The organism is Clostridium sp. FP2 (assembly GCF_011065955.2).
Lineage (GTDB): Bacteria > Bacillota > Clostridia > Clostridiales > Clostridiaceae > Clostridium_AD > Clostridium_AD tagluense.
Genome location: NZ_JAAMNI020000001.1, coordinates 4,173,726 through 4,189,070, shown reverse-complemented (window position 1 = coordinate 4,189,070; position 15,345 = coordinate 4,173,726). Strand labels below are relative to the sequence as shown.

At 31.6% G+C, this 15,345-nt stretch carries 16 protein-coding genes; 6 read left to right on the top strand and 10 right to left on the bottom strand.

What is annotated here, in order from left to right; translation table 11 throughout:
• Positions 1-89 precede the first annotated feature (89 nt).
• The gene (locus tag G9F71_RS19935) at positions 90-398 is read right to left on the bottom strand and encodes a hypothetical protein (RefSeq protein ID WP_164950589.1); all 309 of its coding nucleotides are present in this window, start codon (positions 396-398) and stop codon (positions 90-92) included.
• 59 nt (positions 399-457) lie between these two features.
• Between G9F71_RS19935 and G9F71_RS19930 the strand changes: the two genes are divergently transcribed.
• Positions 458-898: a hypothetical protein gene (locus G9F71_RS19930; RefSeq protein WP_164950588.1), complete on the top strand. Its 441-nt coding sequence runs from the start codon at positions 458-460 to the stop codon at positions 896-898.
• 82 nt (positions 899-980) lie between these two features.
• Here the strand turns inward: G9F71_RS19930 and G9F71_RS19925 are convergent, their stop codons facing one another.
• The 5 genes from G9F71_RS19925 to G9F71_RS19905 form a co-directional block, all read right to left on the bottom strand.
• On the bottom strand, positions 981-1,202 hold the full coding sequence (locus G9F71_RS19925) for a DUF378 domain-containing protein (protein WP_164950587.1): 222 nt from the start codon (positions 1,200-1,202) through the stop codon (positions 981-983).
• An 80-nt stretch (positions 1,203-1,282) separates the two neighbouring features.
• A complete protein-coding gene (gene panD / locus G9F71_RS19920; RefSeq protein ID WP_125004503.1) occupies positions 1,283-1,666 on the bottom strand; it encodes an aspartate 1-decarboxylase in 384 nt (127 codons plus the stop codon).
• Between the two features lie 20 nt (positions 1,667-1,686).
• A complete protein-coding gene (panC, locus tag G9F71_RS19915) occupies positions 1,687-2,535 on the bottom strand; it encodes a pantoate--beta-alanine ligase (protein ID WP_164950586.1) in 849 nt (282 codons plus the stop codon).
• An 83-nt stretch (positions 2,536-2,618) separates the two neighbouring features.
• Entirely contained in the window at positions 2,619-3,446 is an 828-nt protein-coding gene (gene panB / locus G9F71_RS19910; protein WP_164950585.1) for a 3-methyl-2-oxobutanoate hydroxymethyltransferase, read from the bottom strand.
• Positions 3,447-4,301 carry a Rossmann-like and DUF2520 domain-containing protein gene (locus G9F71_RS19905; protein WP_164950584.1) on the bottom strand — a complete coding sequence of 285 codons (855 nt, stop codon included), beginning with the start codon at positions 4,299-4,301 and terminating at the stop codon, positions 3,447-3,449.
• A gap of 334 nt (positions 4,302-4,635) precedes the next feature.
• Between G9F71_RS19905 and G9F71_RS19900 the strand changes: the two genes are divergently transcribed.
• On the top strand, positions 4,636-5,007 hold the full coding sequence (locus tag G9F71_RS19900; protein ID WP_164950583.1) for a hypothetical protein: 372 nt from the start codon (positions 4,636-4,638) through the stop codon (positions 5,005-5,007).
• A 140-nt stretch (positions 5,008-5,147) separates the two neighbouring features.
• Here the strand turns inward: G9F71_RS19900 and G9F71_RS19895 are convergent, their stop codons facing one another.
• Entirely contained in the window at positions 5,148-8,174 is a 3,027-nt protein-coding gene (locus tag G9F71_RS19895) for a vitamin B12-dependent ribonucleotide reductase (protein ID WP_164950582.1), read from the bottom strand.
• Between the two features lie 354 nt (positions 8,175-8,528).
• Here G9F71_RS19895 and G9F71_RS19890 point away from each other — a divergent pair, with 354 nt between their 5' ends.
• The 3 genes from G9F71_RS19890 (at position 8,529) to G9F71_RS19880 (ending at position 10,541) form a co-directional block, all read left to right on the top strand.
• Positions 8,529-9,035 (top strand): gamma carbonic anhydrase family protein, encoded by a 507-nt coding sequence (locus G9F71_RS19890; RefSeq protein ID WP_164950581.1) that lies wholly within the window; start codon positions 8,529-8,531, stop codon positions 9,033-9,035.
• 146 nt (positions 9,036-9,181) lie between these two features.
• Positions 9,182-9,679 (top strand): GAF domain-containing protein, encoded by a 498-nt coding sequence (locus G9F71_RS19885; protein ID WP_164950580.1) that lies wholly within the window; start codon positions 9,182-9,184, stop codon positions 9,677-9,679.
• 22 nt (positions 9,680-9,701) lie between these two features.
• The gene (locus G9F71_RS19880) at positions 9,702-10,541 is read left to right on the top strand and encodes a S1 RNA-binding domain-containing protein (protein WP_125004521.1); all 840 of its coding nucleotides are present in this window, start codon (positions 9,702-9,704) and stop codon (positions 10,539-10,541) included.
• An 88-nt stretch (positions 10,542-10,629) separates the two neighbouring features.
• On the opposite strand, the gene G9F71_RS19875 is transcribed toward G9F71_RS19880, so the two are convergent.
• The 3 genes from G9F71_RS19875 to G9F71_RS19865 all read right to left on the bottom strand — a co-directional run bounded on the left by G9F71_RS19875 (position 10,630) and on the right by G9F71_RS19865 (position 14,478).
• Positions 10,630-13,293 (bottom strand): cation-translocating P-type ATPase, encoded by a 2,664-nt coding sequence (locus tag G9F71_RS19875; RefSeq protein ID WP_164950579.1) that lies wholly within the window; start codon positions 13,291-13,293, stop codon positions 10,630-10,632.
• Positions 13,294-13,404: 111 nt separating this feature from the next.
• A complete protein-coding gene (locus G9F71_RS19870) occupies positions 13,405-13,941 on the bottom strand; it encodes a chromate transporter (RefSeq protein WP_164950578.1) in 537 nt (178 codons plus the stop codon).
• Positions 13,942-14,478 carry a chromate transporter gene (locus G9F71_RS19865; protein WP_125004528.1) on the bottom strand — a complete coding sequence of 179 codons (537 nt, stop codon included), beginning with the start codon at positions 14,476-14,478 and terminating at the stop codon, positions 13,942-13,944.
• A gap of 347 nt (positions 14,479-14,825) precedes the next feature.
• On the opposite strand from G9F71_RS19865, the gene G9F71_RS19860 reads away from it, so the two are divergent.
• On the top strand, positions 14,826-15,248 hold the full coding sequence (locus G9F71_RS19860) for a YaaR family protein (protein WP_164950577.1): 423 nt from the start codon (positions 14,826-14,828) through the stop codon (positions 15,246-15,248).
• Positions 15,249-15,345: the final 97 nt, after the last annotated feature.

Genomic DNA, 15,345 nt, shown 5'->3' with positions numbered 1-15,345 from the left:
GTATTTACCAAAGATAAGTATATTATTGATTGGCAAATGTATGTGATTATCTCAGCACTAGAGTGATAATTACAGCACCAAAGTGATGATTAGTCATGACGCTTGGTTATTAGATTTTGGATTATAGATATTTTAGATTCTAGTAATGAATTTTGATTTTCTAGTTTTAATATATTATTTTGAACTTGATCATTTTTGTTTTCTAGAATTTTTAAAGTTTTCTGTAAATTTTTGTTTGTATCCATTTGTTCTTTAATAATTGGTTGATACATTTTGTTTAAAGTAAGATTTTTATTGATTAAAAAGTTTATTTTATTATAAAATTGTATTAGAAATAATTTATTTTTTTCACCTATATATTTTAGATTGGAAACAATCCAATCTATAAATTTATTCATACATAATCACCTCAATTATATTCTACCTAAAGAATACTAGGAAAGGCAAGGTAAAGTTAATGGATAAGAATAACAATAATTATTATTTAGAAACAATTAAAAATAAGACGAGGAAGCTAGAGCTTAAAAAGACCCAATACGAATTAGAAATAGTGCAGCAAAATAATTTGCTGGCGCATAATAATTCTGTAGTGCAGAAATTAAAGTGTACAAATGATGTATTACATGATGAATATAATGGTCTAATAAGATTACTTCAGAAAGAAGGGTTAATTTTCGAGATAAATTTTAGTGATTATATTCCTAAGCCTTGGGATAATCTATTTATAGTAAAAGGTTCAAAGGGTTATGAACTTCAAAGTAAAACAGGCATTAGATTAATGATGGTAGATGAAAAATTTTTAACAATTATACAAGAGATAGACAAAAAAGATTCCTATAGCTTAATTGTGATAAGAGTTAGGGATAAAACTGCTTTAGTTCAGTTAAGGTTTATTTGAAAGTTTTTAAAGTAAAATTTATTTCAATAAAAAAGAAGCTGAAATTTAAACTTCAACTTCTTTTTTATTATGTTTAGGACATTTATTTAACTTCAGTTCTGTCTCTGTCTGTATCTTTGCCTCTTCCTAATAAGGATAAGGAATAAAGACCAGCTATACCTACTAGAGCAAATATAATCCTAGTGAATGCAGTACCAGTACCAAATAAGCTTGATACTAGGTCAAATCGGAAAAATCCAATTAGTCCCCAATTTACAGCTCCTATAATAACTAATACGAGTGCAGTAGTATCTAATGCTTTCAACGTATACATCTCCTTTTTAATATAGTTTTCAGTACTAGTGTTTACAATTTTTAAAAAATTATTACTTCATTATAAAAAAATTATTTTATTTCACCATGTATTTCATAGTGGGTGACTTCTTTTATCACATTGGTGCCTTCAATAAATACTACTAGAGGTTTGAATTTCCTAGCTTTTTCCTCATTAATTAGGCAATAAGTCATAATTATTATTTTATCTCCAGGCTGAACACATCTTGCAGCGGCACCATTTATACAAATAACCCCACTACCAGGCTCTCCAGCGATGGCATAAGTCTCAAATCTTTCTCCATTGTCGATATCAACTATTTGAACTTTTTCATATTCTAGGATATTTGCATTGTCCATTAGGGTTTTATCTATAGTTATACTTCCCACATAATTTAATTTAGCTTCTGTAATAGTGGCTCTGTGTATTTTAGATTTTAACATAGTTATTATCAATTGTTGACCCTCCCTTTTTTTTATTTTGATTCCCATACAAAATTATCTATTAGTCTTGTTTTGCCAATATATACAGCTATGGCGACAAGAATAGGTTTGTCAACGATATCTATAGCAGTGAGAGACAGCGCATCTACAACTTCGATATAATCTATTTTAGCCAAAACTTCGCTTTCAAGTTCATTTTTTATGAGTTCTTTTAAAAGTTCAGCAGACTTTTCACCAGCAGATAACAACTCTTTGCCTTTAGTTAAGCTTTTATGTAAAATTAAAGCTGCTTTTCTTTCTTTTGAGGATAAATAATTATTACGTGAGCTTTTTGCAAGACCGTCTTCCTCACGTACAATAGGGCACCCAATAATTTCTATAGGGAAATTTAAATCGTGAGCCATTCGTTTAATTACAGCTAATTGTTGAGCATCCTTTTCTCCAAAATAAGCTTTATCAGGTAAAACTATATTAAATAGCTTTGAAACTACAGTGCATACGCCGTCAAAATGGCCAGGCCTTTTAGCACCACATAAGCCATTTGTAAGGCCATTTACTGAGACATTTGTTAGAGCATCTACATAATACATTTCTGAAACTTCTGGAGTGAAAATTAAATTGGCTCCAGCACTTTCACATAAAATTGTATCTCTATCTAAATCCCTTGGATAAGAATCTAGATCTTCCCCTGGACCAAACTGAATAGGGTTCACAAATATGCTTACTACAATTTTTTCATTTTCACTTGCAGCACGTTTTATAAGACTTGCATGACCTTCATGTAAATATCCCATAGTAGGAACTAAGGCAATGCTGTAGCCTTCCTTTTTCCAAGCTTGTACTTGATTTCTAACTTCTAAAATAGTTTTTACAGTCTTCATTTTTGGGGGACAAAATAAGGTGTAATTTTACACGCACTATTAATGTCCGCTTCACTTCCTTCCTAAATAAAAATAAATTAATATTAGTATAATTTGCTTAAAATTTCATCATCTATTTTAAAACAGTGTTCATCGCTTGGGAAAGTTCCTTCGGCAACCTCTTTAATATATGATTTAAAACCATCTTTCATGAGGTCCCCAATATTTGCAAAGGTTTTCACAAATTTGGGTTTAAAATCTGAGAACATATTAAGCATATCTTGATATACTAAAATTTGTCCGTCACAGCCACCACCAGCACCTATGCCAATAGTTGGTATAGATATTTCCTTTGATATAATATCTGCAAGTTTAGAGGGGATACATTCAAGTACAATAGCAAATGCGCCTGATGCCTCTATTTTTTTTGCATCTTCAATAAGTTTTTTTGCATCAACAATATTTTTACCTTGGACTTTAAAGCCTCCAAACATATTAACAGATTGAGGCGTTAGCCCTATATGACCCATTACAGGGATCTGAGCATTCACTATAGCTTGAATTTGTGGGCAAACTATAGCACCACCCTCCAGTTTTATTGCCTCTGCTCCAGCTTCTTGTACAAATCTTCCTGCATTTTTAACTGCATCGTATAGTGAAGTTTGATAGGACATAAAAGGCATATCAGAAACTACAAGAGCATTTGTGGTACCGCGCGAGACAGCCTTAGTATGATGTAACATGTCTTCCATAGTGACGCTTAAGGTGTTCTTGTAGCCCAGACAGACCATGCCCAAAGAATCTCCAACTAAAATTCCATTAACACCACATTCATCAATTAGTTTTGCCATGGAGTAATCATAAGCTGTGAGCATTGTTAATTTTTCATGGTTGTGTTTTGCGGATATAAAGGTTGAAATAGAATTTTTCACTTAGTTATCCTCCTGCATTTTTAAAAATTCTTTAAGTTTGCTATAGTCTTTATTACTATGCTTCTCCTGTGATAAAGATAGTAGATTTAATGATAAATTTTTATATGTTTTCACATCTACTGTAGGTACGGCCCCTATATGTTGTTTCACTGTATTCAAATCATTTCTTTCAATAGGACCAGTTAAAGAACTTATAAAGCCTTTGGTTTTTATATTATCAATATTATTTTGGATCAAGGGTAATAATGCTTGCAGCGCATCATTTTCACTAATCCCACATTGACTTAGGTAACTGCACCCAGTATTAATTAAAGATAGTACTAAATTTGATACTGTGACGCTAGCTAGGTGATAAAGTGCCTTATCCTCTTTGTTAATAGTAAAGGATTTGTTACCTAAAGACTGAATAAAATCTTTAAGCACAGGTATATGCTCTTTGGGTCCTTCAATAGAAAAACTAGCATTTTGTAAGGTTTTATAGGAGTTATATTTATCAGAAAATGGGAAAATAGGGTGAATTGAATATGCGAATGCATCTGAATTGTTTATATCTAAAAAAATGCTAGAGGTTAAGGAACCACTAGTATGACATATTATTTTATTAGTTAAGTCAAAATTTGATAATCTCTGCAAAACTTCATGAATGGAATCATCAGGAGTAGTAATAAAAATTATTGAACTATCCCGTGCCAAATCATTAATGTTTTCATAAGCTTTTGAGTTAGTAAACTTAGATGCTTCTTTAGCATCTTTATAAAATTTACTATAGTAGCCAGATAACGTTATTCCTTTTAATGAAAAATACTTTCCAAGGGAAAAACCTACCTTTCCACATCCAATAAAGCCGATAACCATAATATCGCCTCCAATGTAATACAAAGTAAAATCACCTCAGGTATCTGAGGGTGGAAGACTCCTGTATAGCTGTCTCATTCATAAAGATATGAGCAGAAAAAAACAAATTAAACCATTCTAATGGATTAAACCACTATTAATAATATGTTAAACAATTAGGTGCAGTTCGTGTTCGATACTACCCACAAATATTTTAGCATAATATTTTTCTTAATACAAATATAAATATATAAATTAATTAATTAATGCATAAGCTATTGATATATATTAAAAAATGTTTGATAATGTATAGTATAGGTTTATTTTAATGTGAACTATAGAAAAGAGGGATAAAATGAATATGTTTATAACAATACTTAGCATTGTGGCAGTTTCACTTCTTTCGCTTGTAGTATATAATGTTTTAAAAACTTATGTACTATATAAGATAAAGATTAATAAGTGGGTAGTACTTGGAATAGCTATGGCATCATTTGTGCTTCCTACGATAATATGGCCCTATATGCCAAAATATGTAGCTAACAATATAATACCAGGAATATTTGTTATTTTATTTTTGTGGTTTATGGATTTATCGGGATTTATTAAAAAGAGAAGTGTTTCTAAAACAAATTATACAAATACTAATTCAAAAAAAGATAAGAAAGACGACATAGTAATGAGGCCTAAGGCTAAGCCAAATAGAGTTAAAAACAATAAGAAATAAAAAAAGGAGTATAAATTTCTATATGAAATTTATACTCCTTTTTTGTTTTAGGTACATTAGTTGTTAACTGCCCCCACTATTTTTCAAATGCAAAGCCCTCATAATTGAAGGCTTTGTATTTGTTATGAATTTGTTTGGATTTAGCTGCACCCCGTAGTTGTTCCACAATCTAGACAAACCTTGCAAGTACCGCTTTTAACAAGTTTAGTACTTGAACAATGAGAGCAGGTTTCAGAGTATAACCTTTCTCCTTTAGGCTTTTCAGTGTTTTTGAATGTAGATACATTTTCATTTTCTACTATGCTAGCTGAAATTTCATTTTCATCTGGCATAAGTGGGTTTTTAGGTATATCAGTATTTCCGTAATTTTCAGGTTTAATTTGACATCTTGTATAGTCTCCTAGTTCTATATCAATTATCTTGCTAATCAAATCAGATATAGAAGAAACAGATTTAATATAAGGATGTTTTTGTACAAAACCATAAGGTTCGAATTTTTGTCCCCGAAGCATTTTAGATATATCTTCTGCAGGTACGTGATATTGAAGCATTACTGAAATTGATTTTGAAAGAGAATTGAGTAGTCCGGTAATAATAGTACCTTCTCTATCTGTTGTTATATATATTTCAGAAATCTCTCCATTTGAACGTCTATTTACAGTAGTATAGACTTTTACATCATCAATTTGAGCAGGATGAGTAGTGCCATAACGAATTCCAATTGGTTTTTCTCTTGTAGAATGATTGGAAATTTCCTCTTGCGTCTTTGCTTTCTTTAAAAGATCCGCATAGGATAAATCTTCAAGGGATAGTTCCTTATCTTGAGATAAGGTAGTATTTAAAGGCTGACTTGCCTTTGAGCCATCTCTATATAAGGCTATGCCTTTTACACCTAATTTCCAAGAATTAAGTATTACTTCTTTAAAATCTTCTATAGTGGCATTTTTAGGTAAATTTACAGTTTTTGATATAGAACCTGATATCATCGGAGTTATTGCTGCCATCATGAGAACATGTCCCATAAATGGGATATATCTTTTTCCACTACCACATTTGTTTGCTGTGTCGAATATAGCCAAATGTTCAGATTTTAAATGTGGAGCGCCCTCTATTTTTCCATCAATAATTTTTTCATACTTAAAGCCATTTTCATCAACTTTTTCTTTTCTTAGAATATAGTCTAAAATATCATTTGTTTGGATTTGAGAATATCCCAGGTTAGTTAAGGAAGCTTTAATTACTGGGTTAACCATGGTCATATAACCGCCACCAGATAATTTTTTATAAATAAAATGGCTGAAATATGGTTCTATAGAGGTTGCGCCACAATCCATAGCAAAGGAAATAGTACCAGTAGGAGCTATAACTGTAACCTGGGCATTTCTAAAACCGTATTTTTCACCACTATTTAATGCTTTTGTGAAGCAATTTTTTAAGGTTTCACTTATATAACCTAGAGAGTTGCTCTTTAAAAGATTGTGATTAACTTTTACAGGCTCATAGTTTAAATTTTCAAATTCAGTATTTAGAGCTCCAGCGGCTCTAGCATGATTTCTTATAACTAGTTGCATATATGTTTTGTTAATTTCATATTTTTCAAAAGGAGCTAGGTCTTTTGCCATAAGGGATGAAACATAATAAGACTGAGCTGTCATTATTCCAGTTAGCGAGGAAGCTAAATTTCTAGCATCTTCTGAGTCATAGGCGTATCCCATTACCATAAGTAGTGAAGAGAGGTTTGCAATTCCAAGTCCCGTGCTTCTAAATAAGTGTGTTTTTCTTGCTATATCTTCTGTAGGAAATTGGCCCCAATGTATGGAAGCTTCAAGGATTAATTGAGTAAGTCCTATTAAATGAACATATCCATCTATATCTAATTTTTTAGTTTTACTGTCATAGAATTTATAAATATTAATAGAGGCTAAATTACAGGAAGTATCATCTAAAAATGCATATTCTCCACAAGGATTAGTGGAATTAATTCTATTGTGCTTTGCATTAACTGCGCCATCTTCTCCAGCTGGGCAAGTGTGCCATGCATTAAAGGTATCATCAAACTGGGGAGCTGGATCTGCGCATAACCAAGCAGCTTTATTAAATGTATCCCATAGCTTCTTAACAGGTATATCTTTATTAACTGAGTTGTCAGCTCTTCCTTTAAGAGTAATATTCTGTTTAGGATTTTTTGAAAGGTCATTCACCTTCATCATGAATTCATCTGAAAATCTTATGGAATTGTTTCCGTTTTGGCCAGATACGGTCTCATAAGCTTCTCCTTCAAAGTTGCCATCATAACCCATTTTGGTAAGAGCGCGTACCTTATCTTCTTCTTTAGCTTTCCAAGTCATAAATTCCATTATTTCTGGATGGTCAATATCAAGACATAGCATTTTAGCAGCACGTCTTGTAGTTCCGCCAGATTTTATTGCTCCTGCATTTCTATCAAGGCCTTTTAAAAAACTCATTAGACCTGAAGAAACTCCACCACTAGATAACCTTTCGCCACGACCTCTTATGCTAGAGAAGTTTGTTCCGGTACCTGAACCGCCTTTGAATAATTTAGTTTCTGTTACATACTGCTCAGATATTGAGTGTTTGCCAAGTAATTTATCTTCAATTGAGAGAATGAAACAAGCAGAAGCCTGAGTTCTTGTATAAGCATCCTCGCTTTTAACAATCATTTTTTTACTTTCATCATAATAAAAATTATCTAGGGTTCCACCTTTTATACCATAAGAGAGGTTAAGCCCAGTATTAAACCATTGAGGAGAATTTGGAGCAAACATTTGATTTAAAAATGCATATACTAATTCATCATAAACAATGCTTTTTTCCTCATCAGTTTTAATAATTGTTTGGTCAGTTAAGGATTCACACCAAAAATTAACAAGCCTATGAGCTACCATTTTCATACTATTCTCGTAGCCTTGCTTAGTAGGAACACCAGATTTTCTGAAATATTTTGAAGCTATAATATCGCAAGAATTTTGCGTATAATGCTCAGGAAATTCTAAATCCTTCATATCTAAAAGTACTTTGTTTGTTTTATGGTCATTTAGAAAAACATCTACCTTTTTCCAATGAAATAAATCAAAAACAGTAATATTTTTATCTTTTTCTAATGCACTTGTATAAAATCTTTTAATTAAACTTTTTATCTCCGCCATAAGTATACTAGCCTAAAAAAGCTAGTATATTCACCTCCTATTATTTTCTTAATATATAAATTAATTCTAAAATTATATTTATGCGTATTGATGTTACTACACTAAAAATTTTCATAATTATTTAGTTTAATCTCATATGCTAAAATAGTATAACACACTATATGTAGTAATCACAAAGGAATTCATAACTATATATGGTATTATATAATGAAATTATATAAAAATCAATACGAATTATTATGTAATAATATTGCGAATAATAGGACAATTTATATAATATTGCAGTGTAATAAATATTATTATATTGTATAATAGATGAGTATTTATTTTTTTGGAAGAGGTGATTAGTAGCTTATGATACATCAATTTGATGGACAAATACCTAAGGTACACAAACAATCTTTTATTGCTATTAGTGCAGACGTTATAGGAAATGTATCTATAGGGGAGTACAGTAATATTTGGTTTGGAGCTGTATTAAGAGGGGATATGAATTATATATCTATAGGTGATTATACAAATGTTCAAGACAATTGTACGGTGCACAATGATGAGGATTTTCCGGTATATATTGGAGATTATGTAACTATAGGGCATAATTCTATAATACATGGTTGTAAAATTTCAAGTAATACTTTAATTGGTATGGGAAGCACTATACTAAATGGAGCTGAAATAGGAGAGTATACTATAATTGGTGCTGGGAGCTTGGTTACGCAGGGAAAGAAAATACCGACCGGCGTTCTTTGTATGGGAGTACCGGCAAGGGTTATTCGAGAACTTACTATAGAAGAAAAAGAAGCCTTAAAAAAATCTGCGGAGAATTATGCAGAGCTTTCCATGAAATATATTATAAAATAAAAGTCTAGGTAAATGGGGACAGTTAACAACTATTTGAACAATTCAGTTGTTAACTGTCTTTTATTTTTAAAAATAGCTTTTATTTTCGACGTTTTTTAACTACAATAGAAGGTAGGGAATTATTGTTTTTTTAAGGAGTGGGAAAAATGATAAAATTAAATGGAATAGAAAAGATGACAAATGAGCAGAAATATAAGTATATGCTTATTCTTTTAGAAGGACAGCTTAGTTCAGAAAAAAATGACCTAGCAAATTTATCAAATGCTGCTGCAATTATTAAAGCAGTAATGGATAGATTAAATTGGGCAGGGTTTTACATTGTACGCGAAAATACATTGGTACTCGGAATGTTTCAAGGAATGCCCGCTTGTAACAGAATACAAATAGGTAAGGGCGTATGTGGAACGGCAGTTGCCACAAAAAAACTTCAGCGTATAGAGAATGTGAATGAATTTCCAGGACATATTGCTTGCGACTCTGCAACGAATTCAGAAATTGTTATACCTATAATAAAAGACGATGTAGTTTATGGAGTTTTGGATATAGATAGTCCGGAGGTAGGAAGGTTTACAGAGCTTGAAGAAAAATATTTAGTTGAATTTGTTTGTAAACTTAACAAATACATAGATTGGTCAAAAGTTTAAAATAAAAGGTAGGAGATAATAAATGATAAACATAGGAGATTTAAATAATTTAAAAGTAGTACGTCGAGCAGAATTTGGGTACTATTTAGACGCTGGCACAGGAAACACTAGTGATGACGTACTACTTCCAATGAAAAGTACTTTAGGTAGGGCGCTTAATATTGATGATGAAGTTGAAGCCTTTGTGTACAGAGATTCAAGTGATAGGTTAATTTCAACTTTAAAAAAACCACTTGCAAAGGTGGGGGACTTAGCTTATCTTAAGGTTGTTGACATGACTACCATAGGTAGTTTTGTAGAAATTGGTCTAGAAAGAGATGTATTGGTTCCCTTTAAGGAGGAAAATTACAGTTTAGAAACAGGCAGAAAATATCTTTTTTATATATATCTAGATAAGACTGGAAGAATTGCAGCCACTACTTTTGTTGATAAATATTTATATGATACAGATTCATATAATATTGATGATGAAGTGGAAGGCACAGTATACGGAATCCAGACTAATGGTACTGTAATGGTAGCTATTGATGATATTTACAGAGGGGTTATTCTAAGAAATGAGAATTATATGAATATAACTCCTGGAGATAGGTTAAAAGCAAGAGTTAAAAAATATTATGAAGATGGTAAAATGGACTTAACAGTAAGAAAACCAAGACTAGAGGAAAGAGATGTAGTTGAAGAGCAAATATTAGAATATCTTAAAAATTCCGATGGATCTATGCCATACAATGATAAAAGTTCTCCAGATGATATAAAAAAAGTTTTTAAAACTAGTAAAAACGCCTTTAAAAGAGCATTAGGTGGCCTTATGAAAAGTGACCTAATCCTTCAAAATGAAGAAGGTACTAGATTAAAATAAATTCTTAACCTTCGTATTTAACAAATAAAAGTAAGAGCCTTATGAGTTAATCATCAGGCTCTTACTTTTTATTTGTTATCTACTTTTTTTATATTATGGAAGAACTGCGCTTGAATATTTTTACTATTTCATTAAGGAGTAGTGGCATAAGGGATAGAATAGTAACAAAACCCCAATCCATTAAACTTAAGGAGTGAACACTAAAAACATTTGCTAGAAATGGCACAGTTATTATAAAATCTTGTAGTAGTATACCAAAAACTATAGCTCCAATTAAATATTTGTTTGATAATAAACCTATTTGGAATATGGATTTCTTCTCATTTCTCATATTTAAAGAATGAACTAATTGAGAGACACTAAGTACTACAAAGGCCATGGTTTGTGCATGTTTTAGTGCATCTTCTGAAAGATTTCCCGGGAATAGTGGGAATAATCTAGTTTCTCCACTATAATATTTTGCACCTATTACAAATGCAGCTAGGGTTAAGATACCGATTAGAAGTCCGTTAAGAAGTAAATTTAAAGATTCACCCTTAAATAAACTATCTTTTGGATTTCTAGGTTTATATTTCATTACATCAGGGTCACCAGGATCTACACCTAAAGCCAGTGCTGGTAATGTATCGGTTATTAGGTTAACCCATAATATATGGATAGGGCGAAGGGGCGTAGCCCAGCCTAAAAGTATGGCAAGAAATAGTGCTATAATTTCTCCTATATTACAGGATAGAAGAAATATTATAGTTTTCTTAATATTTGTGAAGATGTTTCTTCCTTCTTTTATAGCAGCAACAATAGTTGAAAAATTATCATCTATGAGTATCATATCAGCAGCACCTTTAGCAACATCAGTACCTGTTATACCCATGGCGACTCCTATGTCTGCCATTTTAAGAGAGGGTGCATCATTTACTCCGTCGCCAGTCATTGATACAATATTTCCTTTTGCTTTAAGAGCGCGTACAATCTTCACTTTATGTTCAGGGGACACTCTTGCGAATACCCTTATACTCTCAATTCTATTATTTAGTTCGACATCGGACATTTTATCAAGCTCGGTGCCAGATATAACCTCAGAAGAATCATTAGTAATATTTAAATCTTTAGCTATAGCAAAAGCTGTGTTTTGGTGGTCGCCGGTTATCATTACAGTTTTTATTCCAGACTTCATGCATAGGGAGATAGAATCCTTAACCTCTAGCCTAGGCGGATCTATCATACCTACTAGGCCAATGAGTATTAAATCACGCTCTAGTGAATCAATCTCTACATGAGAGCTAGGAAGAATTTTATAAGCGGCACCTAGAACTCTTAGTGCATTGTCAGACATATTATTTGAGGCAGCTAATATGTCTTTTTTTATATTTGGCGTAATTTCTATTATATTGCCTTTAATATATGCCTTTGTGCATAGATTTAATAGATTATCAATAGCACCTTTTGTCATTACATAATAGTCATTATCATATTTATTTACAGTAGTCATTAATTTCCTATCTGAATCAAAAGGAATCTCATCGATTCTTTTATGAGTTTTTTCTAAATTGTCTTTAAATATGCTATAGTCTACCCCAGCTTGTAATAGAGCAATCTCTGTGGGGTCGCCAGTTTTTGAATTCTCTGAGTAAGTGGCATCATTGCATAAAATAAGATTTTCTAGTAAGAGCTTATGCTCAGTATTATTAATGTTCAGACTGTCTATAGCTCCTAATTGACCATCAGCATAGAATTTTGTTACTGTCATTTTATTTTGAGTTAAAGTGCCTGTCTTATCTGAACAAATAATATTTACTGAACCTAAAGTTTCAACAGCAGGTAATTTTCTTACAATAGCATTTTCCTTTATCATCTTTTGAACTCCCATAGCAAGAACTATAGTTACTATAGCAGGAAGACCTTCAGGAATAGCGGCAACAGCTAAACTTATGGAAACAAGTAGCATTTCAAAAAGATCTCTCTTTTGAAGAACACCCACTACAAACATAAGAGCACATATGAATAGGGCACCTATTCCCAGGTACTTGCCAAGTTGGGCTAGTTTCTTTTGAAGTGGGGTCTCATCGTCTACTTTTTCATCTAGCATTTTAGCAATTTTACCTATTTGAGTATCCATTCCAGTAGATACAGCTATACCAACACCTCTACCATAGGTTGCAAGGGTTGACATGAAGAGCATGTTTTTTTGATCCCCTAGGGGTATATCCTCGCCTGGCAGAACTAGAGAAGCGTCTTTATCCACAGGCACGGATTCTCCTGTAAGTGTGGATTCTTCTATTTTTAAATTTGCAGCTTCGATAAGTCTCAAATCGCAGGGCACATATCTTCCTGCATCAATAATAATAATATCTCCAGGTACAACTTCCTCTGATGGAATTTCGTTTAACTGCCCATCTCTTTTAACTATAGCTTTAGGAGTCGACAATTTTTTTAGTGCATCAAGTGCTTTTTCTGCTTTAGACTCTTGAATAATTCCTACTGTAGCATTAATAATAATTACAATAGCAATTATTATTGCGTCACTGGTTTCACCAAGGAGGGCAGAAATCACTGCAGCCGCAATTAAAATATAAATTAAAATATCATTTAGTTGGGCAAAAAACATGGCTATTAGAGTTTTGGGTTTTTTAGTTGTTAATTGGTTTAGTCCAAATTTTTCTCTTTTTAATTCGCTTTGACTTTGAGAAAGTCCTGTTATTGGATTAGAACCAAATTCTTCTAAAACTTGATCAATAGTTTTGTTGAAAAACATTAACATCACCTCAACTTATAGTATTTGTTATTATAGCTTAATTTATTTAAAACAAGAAAAATATTATGCCAAAATATAAAATACAAATATGTTGCAAATAAAGAGAAGCAATTAAATAGGTATTAGACCATAAAAAAGAATACCCAATAGCCCTGAAATCATTATTATTAAAATTGGATGAATTTTATTTGTAATCAGCAGTCCCAAAATTATGATTCCAATTACTACACTTTTAATGTCTTTATAAGAGTCACTTCCCATGGATAAGAATACAGAGATTATAAGACCAATTAGCGCAGGCCTCATACCTGCGAGAGCTGCCTTCATTATGTAGGATTCTTTGAATTTAACAATATAGTGATTAGCTATAGAAACTAAGATAAATGAAAAGGAAATTACGCCTAAAGTTGCCGAAATACTGCCTAATATGCCAGCAACTTTAAAACCTACAAAAGTTGCTGAATTAATGGCTATAGGTCCTGGAGTCATCTGAGATATACCTATAATATCAATAAGCTCTTTGGAGGTAATCCAATTATTGTTACTTACAATTTCCCTTTTGATAAGGGGAATCATAGCATATCCTCCACCAAAGCTAAAGGCACCTATTTTTAAGAAGGATAGATAAATTTTTATTAAAATTGACATTTACTTCACCTTCTTTCCAAGAAATATTACCCCGTATAAACCAGATAAAAGTATAACTATAACAGGGTGTACATTAAAGAATAATATACTCCCCATAGAAATTAAAATTATAATAAGATTTGCATAGTTTTTCTTTAAAGATTTGGATAAACTTACTACGGCTATGAGTATGAGCATTGGTACCGCAGCAGAAATACCTTTGAAAACCAAATCCACATAATAGTAATCCCTGAATTTCATAAAAAAAACTGCAACCAACAATATTATAAAAAATGAGGGTAAAACAACTCCTAGAAGCCCAATGATAGCTCCAAGTAGTCCGCAAGTTCTATAGCCTATAAATACGCTACTATTAACAGCTAAGGCTCCAGGAAAAGTTTGAGAAATAACAATTACATCTAAGAAATCTTCTTTAGAAAGCCACTTTTTTTTATTAACAACTTCAATTTCTATGAGAGGTATCATGGCATACCCTCCACCAAAGGTAAAAGCTCCTATTTTAAAGAAAGTCCAAAACATATTTAGTAATTTTTTCATTTGTCCACCCCTAAGAATTTTAATTTTTAGTTATATGGATAGAAATATTGGTTCTAGCGTAAATCAAAAACCTATATCTATAATGTATATTATTTACCATATTATTATACTAATATAAAAAAAAATTGGCAAATTTATAAGTAAAAGATTTTATATTTGATTTTGGCTGGAATTATTCTCAAATATATGGGTAAATTAATTTTTTTATTGTGACAAGAATTAATTTTACATTGTGACAAGAATTAATTTCACATTGTGTATATTTTTTTGCGGAAAATTCGATATAATGTATATAAGGATATGAAAACATTCTAATAATTAATTTTGAAAGCAGGGGGTGGGAAAACATGGAAATATCGAGAGCTAGAAGGAATGCAGCGGTTACATCAGATAAAAAAACTGTACCTAGTAAAAAAGATTTTTCACAAAATTTTAGTTTTGCTAGGCAGCAAAAATCAGAACAACAACTTAAAGAAATGATGGATGATATAAAAAAGAAAGGAAATAGATTGAGCATTACAAAATGCTTTGCAGATGTGAAAGCATATAAAAATTTAATTAGAGAATATTTAGATTCTGTTTTAAAACATATGTATGAGGTTAAGAAGGATATTAGTTTTTGGCAAACACAATATTTTATAACGGTGGAGACTGTGGATTTGAAACTAGAGGAGCTTACACAAATGTTATTGAGTGGCGAAAAAGAAAATCTTGACATAGCAAACACTATTGATGAAATTGCGGGACTTATTGTGGATGTTTATAAATGAAAAAAGTACATATATTGCGTAAAGTTTGAAGTTAACTCTACACAAAATAATACATGTACTTTATTCAGGTTTAATATTGTAGCATACCAAATTACGA

Coding starts and splice junctions, on each gene's coding strand:
- G9F71_RS19935 (WP_164950589.1), bottom strand. CDS start 398: ATGAATAAATTTATAGATTGGATTGTTTCCAATCTAAAATATATAGGT.
- G9F71_RS19930 (WP_164950588.1), top strand. CDS start 458: ATGGATAAGAATAACAATAATTATTATTTAGAAACAATTAAAAATAAG.
- panC (WP_164950586.1), bottom strand. CDS start 2,535: ATGAAGACTGTAAAAACTATTTTAGAAGTTAGAAATCAAGTACAAGCT.
- G9F71_RS19905 (WP_164950584.1), bottom strand. CDS start 4,301: ATGGTTATCGGCTTTATTGGATGTGGAAAGGTAGGTTTTTCCCTTGGA.
- G9F71_RS19900 (WP_164950583.1), top strand. CDS start 4,636: ATGAATATGTTTATAACAATACTTAGCATTGTGGCAGTTTCACTTCTT.
- G9F71_RS19895 (WP_164950582.1), bottom strand. CDS start 8,174: ATGGCGGAGATAAAAAGTTTAATTAAAAGATTTTATACAAGTGCATTA.
- G9F71_RS19890 (WP_164950581.1), top strand. CDS start 8,529: ATGATACATCAATTTGATGGACAAATACCTAAGGTACACAAACAATCT.
- G9F71_RS19885 (WP_164950580.1), top strand. CDS start 9,182: ATGATAAAATTAAATGGAATAGAAAAGATGACAAATGAGCAGAAATAT.
- G9F71_RS19880 (WP_125004521.1), top strand. CDS start 9,702: ATGATAAACATAGGAGATTTAAATAATTTAAAAGTAGTACGTCGAGCA.
- G9F71_RS19875 (WP_164950579.1), bottom strand. CDS start 13,293: ATGTTTTTCAACAAAACTATTGATCAAGTTTTAGAAGAATTTGGTTCT.
- G9F71_RS19870 (WP_164950578.1), bottom strand. CDS start 13,941: ATGTCAATTTTAATAAAAATTTATCTATCCTTCTTAAAAATAGGTGCC.
- G9F71_RS19865 (WP_125004528.1), bottom strand. CDS start 14,478: ATGAAAAAATTACTAAATATGTTTTGGACTTTCTTTAAAATAGGAGCT.
- G9F71_RS19860 (WP_164950577.1), top strand. CDS start 14,826: ATGGAAATATCGAGAGCTAGAAGGAATGCAGCGGTTACATCAGATAAA.